The organism is Bacillus sp. JJ1764 (assembly GCF_036962145.1).
GTDB lineage: Bacteria > Bacillota > Bacilli > Bacillales > Cytobacillaceae > Neobacillus.
On sequence record NZ_JBALNY010000006.1, the window covers coordinates 58,962 to 77,457 of the forward strand.

Annotated in this window: 20 protein-coding genes and 1 pseudogene; 15 read left to right on the forward strand and 6 right to left on the reverse strand. The window is 39.6% G+C overall.

What is annotated here, in order from left to right:
• Positions 1-191: 191 nt before the first annotated feature.
• Positions 192-608 (forward strand): SRPBCC family protein, encoded by a 417-nt coding sequence (locus tag V7083_RS01015; RefSeq protein WP_335474428.1) that lies wholly within the window; start codon positions 192-194, stop codon positions 606-608.
• 4 nt (positions 609-612) lie between these two features.
• Positions 613-999, forward strand: coding sequence for an ArsR/SmtB family transcription factor (locus tag V7083_RS01020; RefSeq protein WP_335474430.1), 387 nt, complete (start codon positions 613-615; stop codon positions 997-999).
• 32 nt (positions 1,000-1,031) lie between these two features.
• Here V7083_RS01020 and V7083_RS01025 read toward each other — a convergent pair whose 3' ends face one another.
• Positions 1,032-3,032: a YhgE/Pip domain-containing protein gene (locus tag V7083_RS01025; RefSeq protein WP_335474432.1), complete on the reverse strand. Its 2,001-nt coding sequence runs from the start codon at positions 3,030-3,032 to the stop codon at positions 1,032-1,034.
• 116 nt (positions 3,033-3,148) lie between these two features.
• Between V7083_RS01025 and V7083_RS01030 the strand changes: the two genes are divergently transcribed.
• Positions 3,149-4,045, forward strand: a complete 897-nt coding sequence (locus V7083_RS01030; protein ID WP_335474434.1) for a LysR family transcriptional regulator — start codon at positions 3,149-3,151, stop codon at positions 4,043-4,045.
• Here the strand turns inward: V7083_RS01030 and V7083_RS01035 are convergent.
• From V7083_RS01035 to cysK, 3 genes are all read right to left on the reverse strand, one after another.
• A complete protein-coding gene (locus V7083_RS01035) occupies positions 4,042-5,427 on the reverse strand; it encodes an amino acid permease (protein ID WP_335474436.1) in 1,386 nt (461 codons plus the stop codon). The two genes, V7083_RS01030 and V7083_RS01035, sit on opposite strands and share 4 nt — an antisense overlap.
• A gap of 245 nt (positions 5,428-5,672) precedes the next feature.
• Positions 5,673-5,894 carry a DeoR family transcriptional regulator gene (locus V7083_RS01040; protein WP_335474438.1) on the reverse strand — a complete coding sequence of 74 codons (222 nt, stop codon included), beginning with the start codon at positions 5,892-5,894 and terminating at the stop codon, positions 5,673-5,675.
• Positions 5,895-6,251: 357 nt separating this feature from the next.
• Positions 6,252-7,184, reverse strand: a complete 933-nt coding sequence (gene cysK, locus V7083_RS01045) for a cysteine synthase A (protein WP_335474440.1) — start codon at positions 7,182-7,184, stop codon at positions 6,252-6,254.
• A gap of 141 nt (positions 7,185-7,325) precedes the next feature.
• Between cysK and thpR the strand changes: the two genes are divergently transcribed.
• The 5 genes from thpR (at position 7,326) to V7083_RS01070 (ending at position 11,952) form a co-directional block, all read left to right on the forward strand.
• A complete protein-coding gene (gene thpR / locus V7083_RS01050) occupies positions 7,326-7,895 on the forward strand; it encodes an RNA 2',3'-cyclic phosphodiesterase (protein ID WP_335474442.1) in 570 nt (189 codons plus the stop codon).
• 11 nt (positions 7,896-7,906) lie between these two features.
• Positions 7,907-8,890, forward strand: a complete 984-nt coding sequence (locus V7083_RS01055) for a diacylglycerol/lipid kinase family protein (RefSeq protein ID WP_335474444.1) — start codon at positions 7,907-7,909, stop codon at positions 8,888-8,890.
• A gap of 28 nt (positions 8,891-8,918) precedes the next feature.
• On the forward strand, positions 8,919-9,881 hold the full coding sequence (locus tag V7083_RS01060; protein ID WP_438823678.1) for a hypothetical protein: 963 nt from the start codon (positions 8,919-8,921) through the stop codon (positions 9,879-9,881).
• 47 nt (positions 9,882-9,928) lie between these two features.
• On the forward strand, positions 9,929-11,017 hold the full coding sequence (locus V7083_RS01065; RefSeq protein WP_335474448.1) for an alpha-amylase family glycosyl hydrolase: 1,089 nt from the start codon (positions 9,929-9,931) through the stop codon (positions 11,015-11,017).
• A gap of 161 nt (positions 11,018-11,178) precedes the next feature.
• A complete protein-coding gene (locus tag V7083_RS01070) occupies positions 11,179-11,952 on the forward strand; it encodes a phosphotransferase family protein (RefSeq protein WP_335474450.1) in 774 nt (257 codons plus the stop codon).
• Here V7083_RS01070 and V7083_RS01075 read toward each other — a convergent pair whose 3' ends face one another.
• Entirely contained in the window at positions 11,953-12,231 is a 279-nt protein-coding gene (locus V7083_RS01075) for a YtzH-like family protein (protein ID WP_335474452.1), read from the reverse strand.
• Positions 12,232-12,367: 136 nt separating this feature from the next.
• On the opposite strand from V7083_RS01075, the gene trmB reads away from it, so the two are divergent.
• Both trmB and V7083_RS01085 read left to right on the forward strand, forming a co-directional pair.
• Positions 12,368-13,030, forward strand: coding sequence for a tRNA (guanosine(46)-N7)-methyltransferase TrmB (gene trmB / locus V7083_RS01080; RefSeq protein ID WP_335474454.1), 663 nt, complete (start codon positions 12,368-12,370; stop codon positions 13,028-13,030).
• A gap of 156 nt (positions 13,031-13,186) precedes the next feature.
• Positions 13,187-14,026 (forward strand): YtnP family quorum-quenching lactonase, encoded by an 840-nt coding sequence (locus tag V7083_RS01085; RefSeq protein ID WP_335474456.1) that lies wholly within the window; start codon positions 13,187-13,189, stop codon positions 14,024-14,026.
• Positions 14,027-14,061: 35 nt separating this feature from the next.
• On the opposite strand, the gene V7083_RS01090 is transcribed toward V7083_RS01085, so the two are convergent.
• A complete protein-coding gene (locus tag V7083_RS01090; RefSeq protein ID WP_335474458.1) occupies positions 14,062-14,394 on the reverse strand; it encodes a PepSY domain-containing protein in 333 nt (110 codons plus the stop codon).
• A 181-nt stretch (positions 14,395-14,575) separates the two neighbouring features.
• On the opposite strand from V7083_RS01090, the gene V7083_RS01095 reads away from it, so the two are divergent.
• The 5 genes and pseudogenes from V7083_RS01095 to V7083_RS01115 all read left to right on the forward strand — a co-directional run.
• Positions 14,576-15,649: a M42 family metallopeptidase gene (locus V7083_RS01095; protein WP_335474460.1), complete on the forward strand. Its 1,074-nt coding sequence runs from the start codon at positions 14,576-14,578 to the stop codon at positions 15,647-15,649.
• A gap of 58 nt (positions 15,650-15,707) precedes the next feature.
• Positions 15,708-16,211, forward strand: a complete 504-nt coding sequence (locus V7083_RS01100) for a DUF84 family protein (RefSeq protein WP_335474462.1) — start codon at positions 15,708-15,710, stop codon at positions 16,209-16,211.
• A 107-nt stretch (positions 16,212-16,318) separates the two neighbouring features.
• Positions 16,319-16,633: a thioredoxin family protein gene (locus tag V7083_RS01105; protein WP_335474464.1), complete on the forward strand. Its 315-nt coding sequence runs from the start codon at positions 16,319-16,321 to the stop codon at positions 16,631-16,633.
• Between the two features lie 86 nt (positions 16,634-16,719).
• Positions 16,720-17,508: a DUF1444 domain-containing protein gene (locus V7083_RS01110; RefSeq protein ID WP_335474489.1), complete on the forward strand. Its 789-nt coding sequence runs from the start codon at positions 16,720-16,722 to the stop codon at positions 17,506-17,508.
• Between the two features lie 624 nt (positions 17,509-18,132).
• Positions 18,133-18,496 (forward strand): annotated as a pseudogene (locus V7083_RS01115) (hypothetical protein); the annotation flags it as partial.

Here is an 18,496-nt window from a genome sequence, read left to right on the forward strand (position 1 = left end):
GTCGCCAATAAGGCGGCTAGGAGCCCTCACGTGTAAAAAGCTAAAAGCAGAAGTCGTCAATCGAAATTCAATAGGATCCTTTAAGAACGCAAAACTCAATAAATAACAATTGACACGAAACCAAAAGGTGTTATATATTCTAAAAGTGAAACAAAATAGTTCTATAATAACCATTCAGGGGGAAAGCAAACATGGCAAATGAAACCTTACAAGATATTAAGTACACGGAAATTTACAATGCACCAATTACAAAAGTATGGGATGCAGTTGCGACCTCTGAGGGGCTAGCTGCCTGGTTTATGCCAAATGATATGCAGCCAGTGGAAGGACATGAGTTCCATTTAAATGCCGGTCAGTTCGGGATGTCCCCTTGTAAAGTAACAGAGGTAGACCCGCCAAACCGCTTGGCTTTTAAATGGGGCAAGGATTGGACTCTTACATTTGAATTAAAGGACGTAGATGGGAAAACTGAATTTACACTGATTCATTCCGGCTGGGATGCAAATCAAGTGACCGAGTTTGGTGCACCGCATACCGTAATTCGCAGCAACATGAACCAAGGATGGGCAGGTCTTGTGAAAAAATTGCAGGTCTATGTTGAGGTGTAAATAAATGCAAGCTGCATCATCTGCAAAGCATGATGTGTTTCAGGCCATTTCTGATCCAACCCGCAGAAGGATGCTAAAGCTGTTAAGTGATCAGGAATTGCCAATTACTGCCATTACGAAACACTTTCCCATGAGTCGAACCGCCGTATCCAAACATTTAAAAGTACTAGCTGATGCCGGGCTGGTACATGAAAGGAAGGTCGGTCGGGAGACTAGGTTTATACTTGAGCCGACTCCATTATTTGAGGTAAAAGATTGGCTCCAGTTTTTCGAGCTATTTTGGGAAAATAAGTTGGCTGCACTGAAACGCTTTGTTGAAATAGATCGTGAACCCCAACCAACCAATCCTGAGAAACCTCTAGCTTTAGTGGAGCTTGACCATAAAAATTAAAATAAAATGATACCGTCACCGGTATCATTTTTTTAATGCGATCCTTCTGCAGGTAATTTTGCATGCTGTACATGGCTTGTAAACCAGGCAATTGCGCCTGTGATGACCAGGTACAATAATAGGACTATAATTTGCTGCTCTAGTTGTGACCAGTCACCCAACGAGATGACATCCTGGAATCCCCGTAGAGAATGGGCCATTGGCAGGTATCGCCCGATAGTACTTAAGATTGGATTGCTTAATTCACCCGGGAATGTTCCGCCGCAGGTTGCCAGTTGCAGAACTAACAGTGTGACAGCCAAAAACTTGCCGGCCACTCCAAATAGGGTTACCAACATCAAGATAAAGGTCATAAAGGTAAAGGATACAATGAAACTTGATAATATGAACAATGGTACGCTGGCAACATGCACTTTAAAGCCAAACAGAATTACCAGGTCGACAAATATAGTTTGGATTAAACCTATTGATATCTTAAGTCCCAGTTTATTGATAAAGTGGACAGTGCCATTGACATTCCTATCCTGACGGCGACCTAATGGAAGAATATTAGCTGCCATGATCCCCCCGACATAAAGGGCTAATGATAGGAAATAAGGTGTTATACCTGTGCCATAATTAGGGACATCTGATAATTTCGATTCCGCTAACTTCACCGGCTCAGCAAACATCGTTGTCAGCGCATCATTATTGTGTAGCGTGGATGTTTTTTCTGCTGCATCGGTCAATTTGGTGGCTAGTTCTGTAGAACCGGAAGTTAAATGGCTTAAGCCATTTGTTAATTGGTCAGAGCCGTTATCTAATTGGGTTCCTCCGTCAGCCAATTGAATAATGCCATTGTGGAGGGAATCAAAGCCTTTCTCCCATTTCATTAAACCATGGGTAAATAAAACCGTACCATCTGATAATTTTTGGGCACCGTTAGCGGCCTCTCTTAGCTTGCTGCCAAAAGTCTCCATACCTGCTTTCAGTGGTACTTCACCTTGAACAAGCAAATCAACCCCTTTAACTAATTCAGTTTGCCCGGTTTGCAGTGAATCAGTAATAGAAACTAATGCAGCTGATTTAGCAAGAAGCTGCTGAAACTCAGGGTCATTTGCTGCATCGGAATGATTTTTTACATAAAGCTCAAGTGCACTATTTAAAGCATCTGCAGTCGAATTGGCGGCGGTTTGCCCCTTGACTAATTTGGCATTTCCCATCTCTAATGATTGGGTGCCAGTAGATAGTTGCTCCATTCCTGTATCTAAGGAAGAATACCCTTTTACCAACTGCTCCATACCGTTTGCCAGATTAGAGGAACCGGTATTAAGCCCGTTGACTGCTTGATTAAGGTTCTTCTCGCTTTCAACCAGTTTATTACTGCCATCTTTAAGCTTTTGTGAACCGTTATTTAACTCATGAATTCCAATAGAGAGATGATCCATACCATTTTTTTCCGTGATAGTTCCTTCATTTAGTTTTGACGCTCCGTTACCAGCATTCTGTAGTCCATCAGCTACAACTTGAAATTTCGAAAAAACACTCTCTGCATATGATTTGGTGATTTGATTGGAAAGTTTTGTTTTCATTTTTTCGATTGCAGTAGTGCTGATTTGTGAGGCGACAAAGTTTTTACCAGGATTGATTTTATAAATCAGTTTGGTTTGCTGTGGGTGGTCATCTGTCAATGTGGTGACTTTTTTAGAGAAGTTTTTAGGGATGGTTAAGGTCATGTAATACGTACCATTTTTAATCCCTTTGTTGGCTTTTTCTTGCGAAACAAATTGAAAATTCAAATCCTTGCTTTTTCTTAAATGGTCCACAAAATCCTTACCTGCATGGATTGGTTTGCCATCCATTTCAGCTCCCTGGTCCAAATTTACGACTGCAACAGGAAGTTTGTCTAATCGCCCGTAAGGATTCCAATACCCGGCTAGGAAAAAGCCAGAATAAATTAATGGCACTAGGATTAAAAAGATAAGTGCAATTCTTCCATGCTTGTGATGCCACATTAATTTTAAGTCTTTGATAATTAAATGAAGCCCCTTCATACATTTCCCCCTTCGTTTTTATAATGACTATATTAATTCGTTTTATTGAGAATGTATAATATATTATTAGACATAAAATGATAGCTTTAGGTCTATATATAATGAGGTGAAAAGAATTGGAATTGTTACAGCTTCAATACTTTCAAACGGTTGCTAAATGGGAGCATATGACAAAGGCTGCGGAGGAGTTGCAAATTGCCCAGCCATCCTTGAGTAAGACTATTTCTAGGTTGGAAGAAGATCTGGGGTTCCCGTTATTTGACCGGAGGAAAAAACAAATTTATTTAAATGAATATGGTCGCTTGTTTCTTACCCGGGTAAACCGGGTTTTTATGGAATTAAATGAAGGGAAACGTGAAATGGCTGAACTATCGGGAAAGAATCAGAACCAAATAACTCTGGCAGTCAGTATCCCAAGAGTACTTCCGGATTTATTGGGTTCTTTTCTAAAACAATATCCAGAAATCAAATTCCAACAGGTTCTTGCCTCCGCCTCAGAAATGAAGAGTCTATTGGAAAAAGCAGAAATTGACTACTGCATTTCTTCGGTCCCAATAGAGGGTAACGATATTATCTGGGAACCTATGATGACGGAGGAAGTGTTTCTGATGGTTCCTTCAGAGCATCATCTAGCTAATCAAAAGGAAATTCGGCTTGATGATGTGAGAGACGAATCGTTTATCAGTTTGAATGAGGGCTATGGATTTCGTAGTCTTACCGATGGATTTTGTCACAAAGCAGGTTTCGTGCCCAATATCGCATTTGAAGGGGACGAGCCAGGGGTTATTGGTGACTTAGTCAGGAAGGGGCTGGGAATCGCATTTATCCCAGCTATTTCCCTAAAAAACCATGCCAGCCAATATCCTAATTTATTAAGGATAACAGAACCACATTGCCAACGAACGATTGGCTTAGCCTGGTCCGGCAGACGTTATTTATCAGATGCAGCCCGTCACTTCCGTCGGTTTGTTGTTGCTTATTTTTCAAAAGAAAACAAGGAGTCAGCCTATTAAATAGCTGACTCCTTGTTTTGGTTAAAGGAAAGATTGGTTGTATGGATTCGCTTTTTGCCATAGAAAAAGGATAACACAACTAGAATAAGTAAAGTTGAAATAGAAACAATTGATCCAATCACGTTATTAGGATTAAGCAAGAATCCGATAAAAATAGCCCCTAATGAAACAACCGCAAAAATGGTGGTAAAAGGAAACCATTTGACCTTAAAATGAGGTTGATCTTGATATAACGGGCGGAGCTTTAATTGTGCAGCACATATGCCAATCCAGAGTAACATTACTGTGAATCCAGGAATCGTCATAAGGTAACCGATCACTTGTCCTGGGGTTAAGTAAGCTAAATATACTCCTGCAGCAATACAGATGCTTGTCATCATGATTCCGGTAATAGGAGTTCCATTCTTGGATGTTTTCTCTAACCATTTTGGAGCAATACCGCTTTGGGCCATCGAAAATAATGTCCTCGAAGTAGCGTAGATTCCTGAATTAGCCGCAGAGAGTACAGCAGTTAATAGAACAAAATTCATGATATGAGCGGCACCTGGCAAACCTGTCGCTCCAAAGACCTGTACAAACGGGCTATCTGCTCCAGTAACCTTATCCCATGGCATGATTCCACAAATAATTAAAATCGGCAGAATGTAAAAAATGATGACCCGCCAAACCGCCCCTTTTATGATAGAAGGCAGGACACGTTCACTGTCTTTCGTTTCCGTAACCGCGACCCCGATTAGTTCGGCACCACCGTATGAAAACATTACCACTAAAAAGGCACTGAACATACCGCTGATTCCATTAGGGAAAAACCCACCGTGATTGGTATAGTTTGAAATGGGATGATGCAAACCGCTTGGTATGATTCCAAATAATAGGGAAAATCCTAATAATATAAAAGCAATCAAAGCAAGGATTTTGATCCCTGCGAACCAAAATTCCAGTTCTCCATAGTATTTGACCTGGAATAAATTGATCCCTACAATGACAATGGCACAAATGAAGCTAAGCAGCCATAATGGAGTATCCGGCAGCCAAAATTGCAGAAAACTTCCAGCGGCTAATAGCTCAACAACCGTGACAAGAATCCAGTTGATCCAATAGAGCCAACCCACTATAAAGGAAACACGATCCCCAAAGGCTTTATGGATTAAATGCTGAACATTGTGATTGGGGTGTGCCAAAGCCATTTCACCTAAAGCAGCCATAACAATAAACAGGATAAGACCGCCAATTAAATAAGTAAAAATGACACTAGGGCCGGCAATATGTAATGTGTCAGAGCTTCCTTTGAAAATTCCAGTTCCAATCATGCCTGCAAGGGCAATAAATTGAACGTGACGGGGCAATAACCCCTTTTGTAAATTTTGCTGATTCTTTTTCATGATATGCCCCTTTCTTTATCACTTAAACGCTTTTAAGTGATAAAGTATTTGTTCTATTAATATAGCATATTTTTAAAAGTTGTCAATTTATAAACCGAAAAATATGAGTTCCCCTATGGTAAAGATTTTAAAAATAATAGTAATAATATTCTGTAAAGATAGTATCTAGTTTTTTTAAACAAAATAAATAGCACGCATTTATTTAGCGTGCTAAAAGAATTCATATATAAGTTGTATTTTCAAAGTTAAGACGACAACTTCACCTTCTTTTGAGTCGTTGTCCATTTTCCACGGCTTGGGCTTAATACTAAATCATTATAGGCTAAAACATTTAAATCACGTTGTATCGTGCGAGGAGTGATACCAAATTCCTCTACAAGTTCCTGCGTAGTGACAGTACCGTTATCGCGAATAAACATGTAGATACATTTGATGCGGTTTAACATCCGGTTAGTTGAAGGCTTCAAAGAACCACTCCCTATCCTTTTTTCAAACCTATGGCAAAACCCTGTATACCGACAGCCTATTGAAGAATCATCTTCAGGAATATGTAGTTTTCTTTTCCCCGCAGACATCTCCTTTACATGGGTTGGAGTGAAAACCTAGATGTCATACATCTAACCTTATTGTACCCATAATTTCAGAAAATTTCTACCAATAAATATAAATTTAAAATAATTGTCGAATTTGATTTGGAATGTCACCTCCGTGTTATCCACTTACTATAGGGTATGGGTGTTGGTACCTGGATTATGATTAATTATTGGAATTTTTAGACAAAAAATATTTTTTAAAAAAAGAAGCGGGACACTCCACTTCTTTTTCTACTCAGGCTGAAACAAATCGGTTGAAAGATACCTTTCCCCTGAGTCGCTGGCAATGCAAACGACAACGTCATCGGGTGACAATCGTTTTGCCACCTCTATTGCCGCATAGCAGGCTGCCCCGGATGAAGGACCAACCAAAATCCCTTCTTCTTTCGCAAGCCTCCGCGATATATCATACGCATCTTCGTCAGAGACTTGAAAAATCTCATCATATACTTGTTGGTTTAAGGTTGCCGGTATAAACCCTGGGCTTGTTCCTACTAACTTATGTTTCCCTGGTTTACCTCCCGATAAAACCGGTGATCCTTTAGGCTCAACAACATGAACAGTTAAGTTTTGATAGTGTTCTTTTAAAGCTTCTCCTGTACCGGTAATAGTGCCACCAGTCCCGGCAGCTCCAACAAACGCTGAAAGAGGCTTACCAATTTCGTTCATCGCCTCTATTATTTCACGGGCTGTGGTCGTGCGATGGGCATCTGGATTTGCTGGATTTTCGAATTGCATCGGGATAAAACTGTTTGGAATTTCTTTGGCCAATTCCTGTGCTTTTTTGATTGCTCCCGGCATTTTTTCATCTCCAGGAGTGAGAACAACTTGCGCGCCGTAAGCCTTCAATATATTTATACGTTCCTGTGTCATTGTATCGGGCATAATAATAATAGACTTATAGCCACGTGCCGCCGCATTCATTGCTAGGCCAATCCCAGTATTTCCACTTGTCGGTTCAATAATGGTAGCTCCAGCGATTAATGTCCCGGCTTTTTCCGCCTCCATAATCATATTATATGCAGCCCGGTCCTTCACACTTTTGCTGGGATTATAATGTTCAAGCTTCACATAAACCGCAGCACCATTCTTGGAACAAAGCGATTGTAATTTTACTAGTGGTGTATCTCCGATTAAATCAGCAATATTGTTGACGACTTTCATAAAAGGCATCCTTTCCTTTATCACTATATCTTCTATGATAAATAATTTTTCTATAGTTGTAAAAAATATCGGTTATCTTTTGCTCCAAATAGGTACAATGGTGTAAAAATAGACTAAAATAGATGAAAAGGATGAACCATGATGGAACAACGTTCGCACTATTTTTTTGCTGTAAAGCTTCCGAATGAAACAAAAAACATGATGAAGGGCCATATATTGGCATTAAAGGGGAGTTTACCCTTCAGCAGGTGGGTTCACCATGAGGACCTTCATATAACCCTTGCTTTTTTGGGCGGTGCTCCGGAGAGTAAATTGGCAAATGCCGATCTGTTGGTAAAAGCGGCGTTAAAAGATACTAAAGCTTTTCCATTGAAAATCAATAAGCTTGGTATTTTTGGAGATATAAAAAGCCCTAGAGTTTTTTGGGCTGATACGATGGAAAATGAAGAATTACAATTATTAAGAGGCCAGGTATTTTCTGCTTGTAAGGAAGCCAGTTTCCAACTGGAGTCAAGACCCTTCCGACCACACATTACCTTGGCCCGAAAGTGGGTAGGGGAGACAGTATTCCAACAGAGCCAATTAGAGTTATGGAATCAACTGCAGCCAGAACCCTTGTCTTTTTTAGCAAATGAGGTAGTTTTATATCAGACCCACTTGCAAAAAACACCAAAATATGAAGCCATTAGGACATATTCATTACAAACATAAGGGTTGATCTAATGAAACAAATCTACTTTATTGTTAATCCAAAAGCCAAAAATGGCCGCTGTGCTATGATCTGGAAAAGGCTTGAAGAACATTTAACTTCTGAGAAGATAAACTTTCTAGCCTTTTTTACAGAATACCCGGGACACGCTAAAAATATTGCGAATGGTATTGCTAAAAACAATGATCATGAAAAGGTTATGATCACCGTTGGCGGTGACGGAACCATGCATGAAGTCATGAATGGAGTAATAAAGCATAAACATATCACTCTAGGTTTTATTCCTGGCGGTTCCGGTAATGATTTTTCCAGAGGTTACTTGATTCCGTCAGAGCCACTTGAAGCTTTAAAGGTGCTGCTTCGTTTAATAAAACAAGAGCCTTCCTTGGTAGATTGTGGTAAGATCGACCATGAAGACAATACGGAACATTTTTTTATCAACAATATGGGGGCAGGCTTTGACGCGCTGGTTGCGCTTAAGGTGAATCAATCACGGATGAAAGCCCTATTAAACAAGCTGGCTCTTGGTCGTCTAGTTTATGTGTATTTCCTGCTCAAAGAACTATTTACGTATAAAACTTCAACGACTCATTTATTAATTGATGGGCAAAGGCATATATTTGAACAAACATGGTTTGTAACCGTTTCAAATCAACCCTTTTATGGTGGTGGCATGAAGATTGCACCTGCCGCTGATCCGCAAGACGGATTACTTGATATAACGGTTGTGCATCAATTATCGAGATTTAAATTATTACTTGTATTTATCAGTGTATACTGGGGAAAACATATATTTTTCAATGAAGTAAAAACATTTAAAGGGAAAAAAATCTCCATTGAATCCTCACATACGCTGAGTGCTCATGGAGATGGCGAGCAAATTGGATCAACACCATTATATATTCACGTGCAAAAACATTCCCTCCAAGTATTAACACGGAGGAGAAATGCGGAGGAAGTTGATGTGAAAGAGAGTGACACAAATGAACTCCATTGAAAGAAAGTTCTTTGCCTATTTGGATGAGATGAACATCGTTACCATTCTTCTACCTCTTTCTTATCACCAGGGTGTTTCATCTTCTTTCACGATTTTAGAGGATTCGGTTAAAACTCTTCTTCCAATTAAGCAGAACCTAATTATTGAACATTTTTATAAATATATTTGTCACTTGCCCATCGATATTGGTTTCGGAAAACAATATTGGATCATGGATGAGCATGGTAATAAAACAGATCTACAAATAGGAGCAGTGATCCGAACGGAGGCCTTCGATCAAACCTTTTATTATGATGGTGATGATTTAGGAATTGTTTATAATCATGAAAGAACCAATTTTAAGCTCTGGGCACCGACTGCCATACAGGTCAAATTAAAACTGCGTCCGCCTAATACTCAATATTCGGAAATTGTCAAAATGAAACGGACTGATACAGGTATTTGGCAGATATCAGTCAACGGTGATTTAGAGTGTTATCAATATAGCTTTCTAATCCAAATTAATCAGGAATGGCGTGAGGCCGTTGATCCTTATGCCACAGCTGTCACAGCTAATGGAGAGCTAGGAGTAATTGTGGATCTGAATAAAACAAGAAAGCCTAAATTGGAACTCCCACCTTTATTAAGTCCTGTCGATGCGATTATTTATGAAACACATATCCGCGACTTTACTATTCACCCAGATAGTGGTGTAACCCAAAAAGGTACTTACCTAGGGGCGGGGGAATTAAATACAAAAGGCTCCGATGGAGAGTTGACTGGTTTATCTTATGTAAAGGACTTGGGGATTACACATCTTCAGTTTCTCCCATTTCATGATTTTGCTGGTGTAGATGAGGTGAACGGCAAACAGGAGTACAATTGGGGATATAATCCTCTCCATTTTAATGCTCCTGAAGGCAGTTATTCCACAAATCCCTCAGACCCATATTCACGCATCACTGAATTAAAACAGTTAATTGAGCGAATTCATCAAGCTGGANNNACGTAGTCTATAATCATGTATTTATCCGTGAAGAATCTTCCTTTGAAAAAGTAGTGCCAGGTTATTACTTTCGCCATAATGAGCTAGGTCTTCCTTCCAATGGTACTGGTGTAGGAAATGACTTGGCATCGGAAAGAAGAATGGTCCGAAAATTAATCACCGATTCCATTCGGTATTGGATTGAAGAGTATCATATTGATGGTTTCCGCTTTGATCTGATGGGAATCTTGGATGTTGAAACGATGAATGAAGTGCGCCAGGTTTGTGACAGTTTCAATAAGGAAATGGTCATTATTGGAGAAGGATGGGATTTAAATACCCCGTTGCCATTTGAAAAAAAAGCTATCATCGCTAACCAGTCTGTATTGCCACGAATTGGACATTTCAATGATCGGTTTCGTGACCATATGAAAGGAAATACCTTTGAATTGACGGACAAAGGGTATGGCTTGGGAAATGCAAAATTACTGGAGGCAGCAATAGAGGCGGTAACAGGCAGCATTGGATTAAAAAACAAGGATACCCGTTTATTTGCTGAGCCGTACCAATCCGTTAATTATGTAGAATGCCATGATAATCATACTCTTTGGGATAAATTAATCGTGAGTTTTCCACAAACCAGCGAAACAACACGGATGAGCTATCACCGGCTCCTTACTGGCTTGGTCATTTTGTCGCAGGGAATTCCTTTTCTTCACAGCGGTCAAGAGTTCTTTCGAACGAAGCAAGGAGATGGAAATAGTTACCGTTCTTCCAATGAGATTAATCGGCTTGATTGGGAGCGAAAAATGCATTATAAAGAGAATGTTGAATACGTAAAAGGTCTTATTCAAATTCGAAAAAATCTGTCCTGTTTTCGGCTAAAGACAGCTGAAGAAATTCGGCAGCGTTTTCATACGTTGCCGGTATCATCTCCGTTAATTGGATGTATATATAAAATGGATGATTACGAGGTTATTTTATTGATTAATCCTTCGCAATCAGCCCAATATGTATCGATTCCAGAGGGGGATTGGAGCCTAGTGGCTAACCACGAAATGGTGGGAATTACATCCAATGTGATGGTCAAGGATGGGGAAGTTAAGCTTGAAGCTATTTCTTTAAATGTTTTGTTAAAAAAATACTTGCCTGAGATTACTTGACGAAAAATGCCGATTGGGGATAAAATTTAGTAATATGGCTATTGTATGAAATGGTTTCAATAGCTTTTTTTTATGGGTAAATTAATTTTATTCCTCTGGATTGTAGATTTTATCTTGGTGGTTGGAAAACCAAAGAACGGCATAATTGAAGGTGAACAACTTTGGAACATATATTAGGGCAAGAGTGGGAAATTACTCCTGCTGGAGGCGCTACTGGCGAAGCGTTTTATGCAGAGTTTGAAGATCAAAGGCTCTTTTTAAAACGGAACTCTTCGCCATTTTTGGCGGTACTATCGGCAGAGGGCATTGTCCCCAAGCTTGTTTGGACGAAGAGATTGGAAAACGGTGATGTCATAACAGCTCAGCAATGGCTTGAAGGGCGCGAACTGAAGCCTGCTGATATGGAACAGAATCTGGTGGCAAAATTATTAAAAAAAATCCACTGTTCTGAACCAATGCTTGGCATGCTAAGCAGACTGGAAAAATCACCATTAAATCCGGAAATGATCTTTTACTCAATCATCAAAGACCTTGATGAAGAAGTACTTCAACTGCCTGAAGTATCAAAATCATTAAGTTTTTTAACGCAAGAAGTTAAAAATGTTTATTGTGATGAAAAGGTTGTTTGTCACGGAGATGTAAATCATAACAACTGGCTGCTTACAGAAGACAACCAGTTGTATTTAATTGATTGGGATGGCGCGATGATTGCCGACCCGGCAATCGATTTGGGTATGCTTCTTTATTGGTACATTCCCGAGGAAAATTGGCAGGAATGGCTTAGCATGTATGGTGAAGAGCTGACAGACCATTTAAAGCTTAGAATGAAGTGGTATGTAACCCTTCAAACCCTGTCTTCCATTCAATGGTATAAGAATAAAAACCGCCTTGAAGAAATGAATTACTGGATTGATTTTTTAAATAAACTCATTTAATCAGGAAAATTGTCCAATATCATTTACCCATTGTGACAGGTTCTCTTGGTTAGCCAGAATATGTTGATCTAGATCAGCAGTTTGCGCGCCATTCTGGCTGTATTGATACACTTCTTGCAGGATGTTTTTAACATTTTGATCAATTTGTGTATTGACCATAAGTGATTTTACCAATCGTTCCAACTGTTCGCATTCAGCCACTGATCCACAGCAATCCGTTTGGTGATTATTTAAGATATCTCTTAGTAATGTTACTTGATCGGCATGACTTAACGGCATAATGCTACACCCTTTCAACTTAAGTTTAAAAAAGGAATTCACCTTTAGGGTGTGGATTCTTTTTTTGTTTATTCACTTGCATCAGAAAAAGCTTTCATGATATGGTTTGAACGAAATATGTGTTAGGAGTGTCAACATGAGACTTAGAAATAAACCTTGGGCAAAAGAAATGATTGAACAGCATCCTCAATATATTGTCCCAAATCCGGAAATGAATAAAGGAAAATGGCAGGAAGTTTTTAACAATCAAAATCCGCTTCATATTGAAGTTGGAACTGGAAAAGGTCAATTTTTAATTGGAATGGCAAAGGCTAATCCGGATATCAATTATATAGGCATTGAATTGTTTAATAGTGTCATTGTTGTGGCACTTGAACGTCTGGTGGAAGCTGAGCTGCCTAATTTAAAGTTATTAAATGTAAATGCTGCTGATCTTGGTAAATATTTTGCCAAAAATGATGTGGAACGTGTTTATTTGAATTTTTCTGATCCTTGGCCGAAGAAACGTCATGCCAAAAGAAGATTAACTTATAGAGATTTCTTAAAGCTTTATGAAGATGTTATGGTGGATGGGGGCGAGATTCATTTTAAAACGGATAATCAGGGGCTGTTTGAATCATCGCTGATGAGTTTTTCGGAGTATGGTCTATTGTTAAAGTTTATTAGCCTTGATTTGCATAATAGTGACTATGAAGGCAATATTATGACGGAATATGAACAGAAATTTTCAGAAATGGGCAATCGGATATACCGCTGTGAAGTTAAATATCAAAATGTTCAAGATGACAGTTCTAAATAGAGCTGTCTTTTTTTTATTTCCATGCTCTATTGCAGGGTGTTGTTTATTTCCGCTCCGATCACAAGGTGTTAATATACATTATGCTTCCATCTTACCTTTTCCAATATTATCCGATAGTGTTACACTTATCTTACTAGAAAAAAGGGGGCATGTAAGATGGAATCATTATCGATTGGGAAGGTGCAATTAACCTGGCTTGATGGGGGTATGACGAATTTAGATGGCGGTGCCATGTTTGGGGTTGTTCCTAAACCATTATGGTCTAAAAAATATCCGGCAAATGAGAAGAATCAGATTGAACTTCCTACTGATCCAATCTTTATACAGGTTGATGGGAAGAACTGTCTAGTCGAATCTGGGCTTGGAAAAGGCAAATTGACCGAAAAACAGTTAAGGAACTTTGGGGTTACAAAAGAATCTAATTTGGAAGCATCTTTAGAAAGTTTAGGACTAAGTCCCGAGGAAATTGATTATATTTTCATGACACATATGCATTTTGATCATGCCTGTGGATTAACAAAATTGGTTGATGGGGAGTATGTGTCAGTGTTTCCTAATGCTAAAATTATCACTTCTAAAGTGGAATGGGATGAAATGAGGTCTCCTAATATTCGGTCAAAAAATACATATTGGAAAGAAAATTGGGAGGCAATAGCTAACCAGGTGGAACCATTTGAAGAAAAATGGACAATGGGGCCGATTACTATGGTCCATACCGGCGGGCACAGTAATGGACACTCGATTCTAATGATCGAGGATGGCGGTGAAATGGCCATTCACATGGCCGATTTGATGGCGACTCACGCCCACCAGAACGTGTTGTGGGTCATGGCATATGATGATTATCCGATGGATTCCATTTTTGCAAAGGAAAAATGGCAGCAGTACGCTATGGAGAAAAATGCCTGGTTTACCTTTTACCATGACGCCTTTTACCGGGCTGTAAAATGGGGTGCCGATGGGCAGATTGTTGAAAGTCTAAAAAGAAACAGATAATGTAAAGCCGCATCTGCAAAAGATGCGGCTTTTGATTAGGAGGCTTGCGTGTCCTCTGTTATTTTATTTACTTCTAAGAGAGTTCCAGTTAAAGCATCTGCGACAAATTCATACTGTTCATTTACTCCATCTTGATTCTTAGAAATACCACCTTTATATATCTGGTACTGAATATGTTGTTTTTCAAAAGGTTCTGCCACCATATGGATCCATGAGCCGCTGATGGATCCGTTTTGCTTAAATTGTTTCTTGACCTGTTCTAGTACTTTTTCTGGTGAGACCTTTGTCTTTTGACTCACTATTTGTGTAGCCGCATAGCCGCCCAATGCTCCTATTGCGGCCCCTATTAAAAACGATTTCCATTTCATTTCATTAACCCCCAGACCCTATGGTAATTGGAAAAAATTACATCATTACTCCCATTTTTAGTATAACTTATTTTTCTCACAGAAGATAATAATTTATAAAAATGGAAAGAGTGAACATTATTCTGTAAAATAAAGGTGAATATACATAAATATTAATGAAAAAACCAAAAGGAGCAGGACAATGAACGAACAAACACTTAAACTGTTTCAAACGCTAACAGAACTTCCTGGTGCACCGGGTAATGAACATTTAGTTCGAAAGTTTATGAAGGAACAATTGTCCTTATACTCGGATGAAATCATTCAGGATAAATTGGGAAGTGTTTTTGGAGTAAAAAGAGGCAGTGAAAAAGAACCTGTCGTCATGGTGGCGGGACATATGGATGAAGTCGGCTTTATGGTAACGGCCATTACCGACAACGGTATGCTGCGCTTCCAACCACTAGGCGGATGGTGGAGCCAGGTTCTCCTAGCACAGAGGGTGCAAATTATGACTCCGAATGGACCAATTATAGGCGTTATTGGTTCCATTCCTCCACATTTACTGGATGAGTCTAATAAAAATAAGCCAATGGACATTAAAAATATGCTCATTGACATCGGTGCAGACGATCGTGCCGATGCCGAACGAATTGGAATTAAGCCGGGGCAGGCCATCCTCCCAATCTGCCCGTTTACCCCAATGGCCAACGAGAAGAAAATTCTCGCAAAAGCGTGGGATAACCGATATGGCTGTGGATTAGCCATTGAATTGCTTCAGGAGCTTAAAGACGAAACATTGCCAAATACCTTATTTTCAGGGGCAACCGTTCAGGAAGAAGTAGGACTAAGAGGGGCACAAACAGCGGCAAACATGATTAAACCAGATATCTTTTTTGCGCTTGATGCCAGTCCGGCAAACGATATGAGCGGTGATAAGAAAGAATTTGGACAGCTTGGAAAGGGAACTTTGCTTCGTATCCTTGATCGATCAATGGTCACTCACCGGGGAATGCGGGAATTTGTTCTTGATATGGCTGAAACTCATAACATTCCCTACCAGTATTTTGTGTCCCAGGGAGGCACAGATGCCGGACGTGTTCATCTTTCCAATCATGGCGTTCCAAGTGCGGTTATTGGCGTATGTTCACGTTATATCCATACACATGCATCAATTGTTCATGTTGATGATTATGCAGCAGCGAAGGAATTGGTCATTAAGTTGGTTAAAGCGTGTGATAAAACAACTGTAGAAACAATTAAAGCTAATAGCTAACAATCAGGGAGGCATGACGAATGCCTCCTTTGGACTGTATGAAAAGAGGGAAGGCAACATGAAAATAATTATAGGTTCAAAAAATCCGGCAAAAATTTCTGCCGTAAAAAATAGTTTTCAAGATGCCGAAGTGCTGGCATTGGATATCCCTTCAGGTGTAAACGACCAGCCGTTTTCCGATGAGGAAACGATCCAAGGGGCCATCAATCGCGCTAAAGGTGCATTAGAGTCGGGGCAAGGTGATCTTGGAATTGGTCTTGAAGGTGGAGTTCAAGAAACTCCTAATGGGTTGATGATCTGTAACTGGGGAGCATTGGTGACTCGACATGGAGAACCGATTATTGCAGGCGGGGCTAGATTCTCACTTCCGGAGGAAATTGCCATTCGATTGCGGGCAGGAGAAGAGCTTGGACCCGTCATGGAGAATTACGCCAATAAGAAAAATGTTCGAAAACTTGAAGGTGCCGTGGGCATTTTTACAAATGGAATGATAAATCGCTCAGAGATGTTTACCCATGTCATGAAGTTGTTGGTTGGACAATGGGAATATCAAAATAAGTGATATGGAATAATAGACTCGAGGTATTTTAATGGACTGTACATTCCTATGACTGTTATGATTTAAAAAGAGACCATCAAAAGTCAGTATTGCAATGGGGGCGTTTAAAGATGAAACATTTAGAATCAATGGAGCAATTCGAGCAGTTGCGAGAAAACGGAAAGACCATTTTTATGTTTTCCGCTGATTGGTGCCGTGACTGCCGATTTATCGAACCATTTATGCCGGAAATTGAAGCTAAATATCAGGACTATACGTTTATTCATATTGATCGTGATCAATATATTGATTTATGCCAGCAACTTGACGTATTTGGCATTCCAAGCTTTATTGCTTTCGAAAACGGCAAAGAACTTGGCCGATTCGTTAGCAAAGATCAAAAGACTCAAGAGGAAATCGAAACGTTTATTACCGGATTAAAATAAAACAGCAAAAAAACCTCCATCTCCCTTTTGGAGAAGGGGGTTTTTTGCTGTAAAATAGGCGTAGGTTTGGAGGGAACAAAGTGAAAATGGATAGCCTTAAAATGAAAAGGGAGCTGGAATCCCGTCTGGGCGGAACAGACAGAGTGATCACCTATGATCGTGAAAAAGATCAGCTGCGGGTGGAAAGTGCGGTAACCAGAAAAGGAATCACCGTATCGTTGCCAGGAATCATTGCTAAATGGCAGAATGAAAAAGATAAAGCTATTGATGAGGTTGTTTACTATATTGAAGAAGGCCTAAAGGCAATGGAAAGTCAAATTCAGCTGTCACATCACGAAAAACGAATTTTTCCGGTCATTCGCTCCACATCCTTTCCAAAGGAAGCGGAGGAGGGAATCCCGTTTTTAATAGAAGAACATACAGCCGAAACAAACATTTATTACGCCTATGATATGGGGAAAACGTATCGACTGATTGATTCGCGGATTATGGAAAAAGAAGGATGGGAAGCACAAAGAATCAAGGAAATTGCCTTATTCAATGTAAGGTCTCTATCCACGTCAGTAAAAAAAGATCAGGTTGCCGGAAATAGCTTTTATTTTCTCAACACGAATGATGGCTATGATGCCAGTAGGATTTTAAATAAAGGGTTTCTGAGTGAAATGGAGAAACAAATAAACGGGACCATGGTACTGGCGGTACCGCACCAAGATGTGTTAATAGTGGCAGATATTCAAAATGAAAAGGGATACGATATATTAGCACAAATGGCAATGAGTTTTTTTGCCAGTGGGCGAGTGCCGATTACAGCTTTGTCATTTTTGTATGAAAATGGTGAGTTGGAACCAATTTTTATATTAGGAAAGAATAAATAAGGAAAGATCACTTGGAAAAGTGGTCTTTTTACATGAAAGATTCCCATTTTAGACCCATTTTTTAATATATTTTTGACTGATTGCAAAGATTTATGTCGAAAAACGAATAAATACTGCTAAAATAGAGTGATAGAAGTACAAGGAAAGAGTGATAGTTTTGAGCTGGATCCAAAACTTATTTCAAAAGTTGAAAAGAGAAGAAGATGATGAAATAAGCGAATTTCTTTTACATAGCGAGCGAACAGTGAATGCCCAATTCACGATTCAAACCGAGAATGTGAAGGATGTTGATGTAAAAATAGCTTATCAATATCCGAAGTCTTCCTCAGGTGATTCCCTTTTGGAACACAATAGAAGGAAACCAGAAAATCGAATACCTAGAAAAAATANNAAACAAGCCACCAAGTAACATCAGCTGCCAAAACCTCTGAAAAGAAAGAGCTGCCAAAACCAAAAAACGAGACATCAAGATTCCGTGGCCCATTTCATCCAACCGAAATACCATCCCCAGTCTTTGGATTTCAACGGCCTAAAAAAACAAATGCTGTTATTGAACATGAATTAAGTCATTTTATTAAGGGAATAGAAGAAAAACCACTTCAGCTTGCTGAAGCAGACCAGACGATGAATCAAACTGAAATGACTCAAAATGAAACTTCTCAATCTGAACAGACAGTTCCCGTACAAGAAATAAATGTAGAAGTACCTGCCCAGGAAAAAGCACAGCCGCAGGCAGAAGTAATCTCCGAGCAAAAATCAGTTCCAATTGTTTCTGAGGAAGTTGAGGAGGTAACGGAAGCAAGTAAGGAAGACTATGTTCAAGAAAACAATGAACAGCCGGAGGAACAACAAGCTCCGCCGAGAAGACAGCGAGCACATCTTCCGTTTAATGTAATGATGCTAAAACAAGACCGTGAAAAATGGGAGTTCCGAAGACGGGAAAGAACCGAGCGTCATTCAGCAGTACAAACAATAGAACAATCAGCTG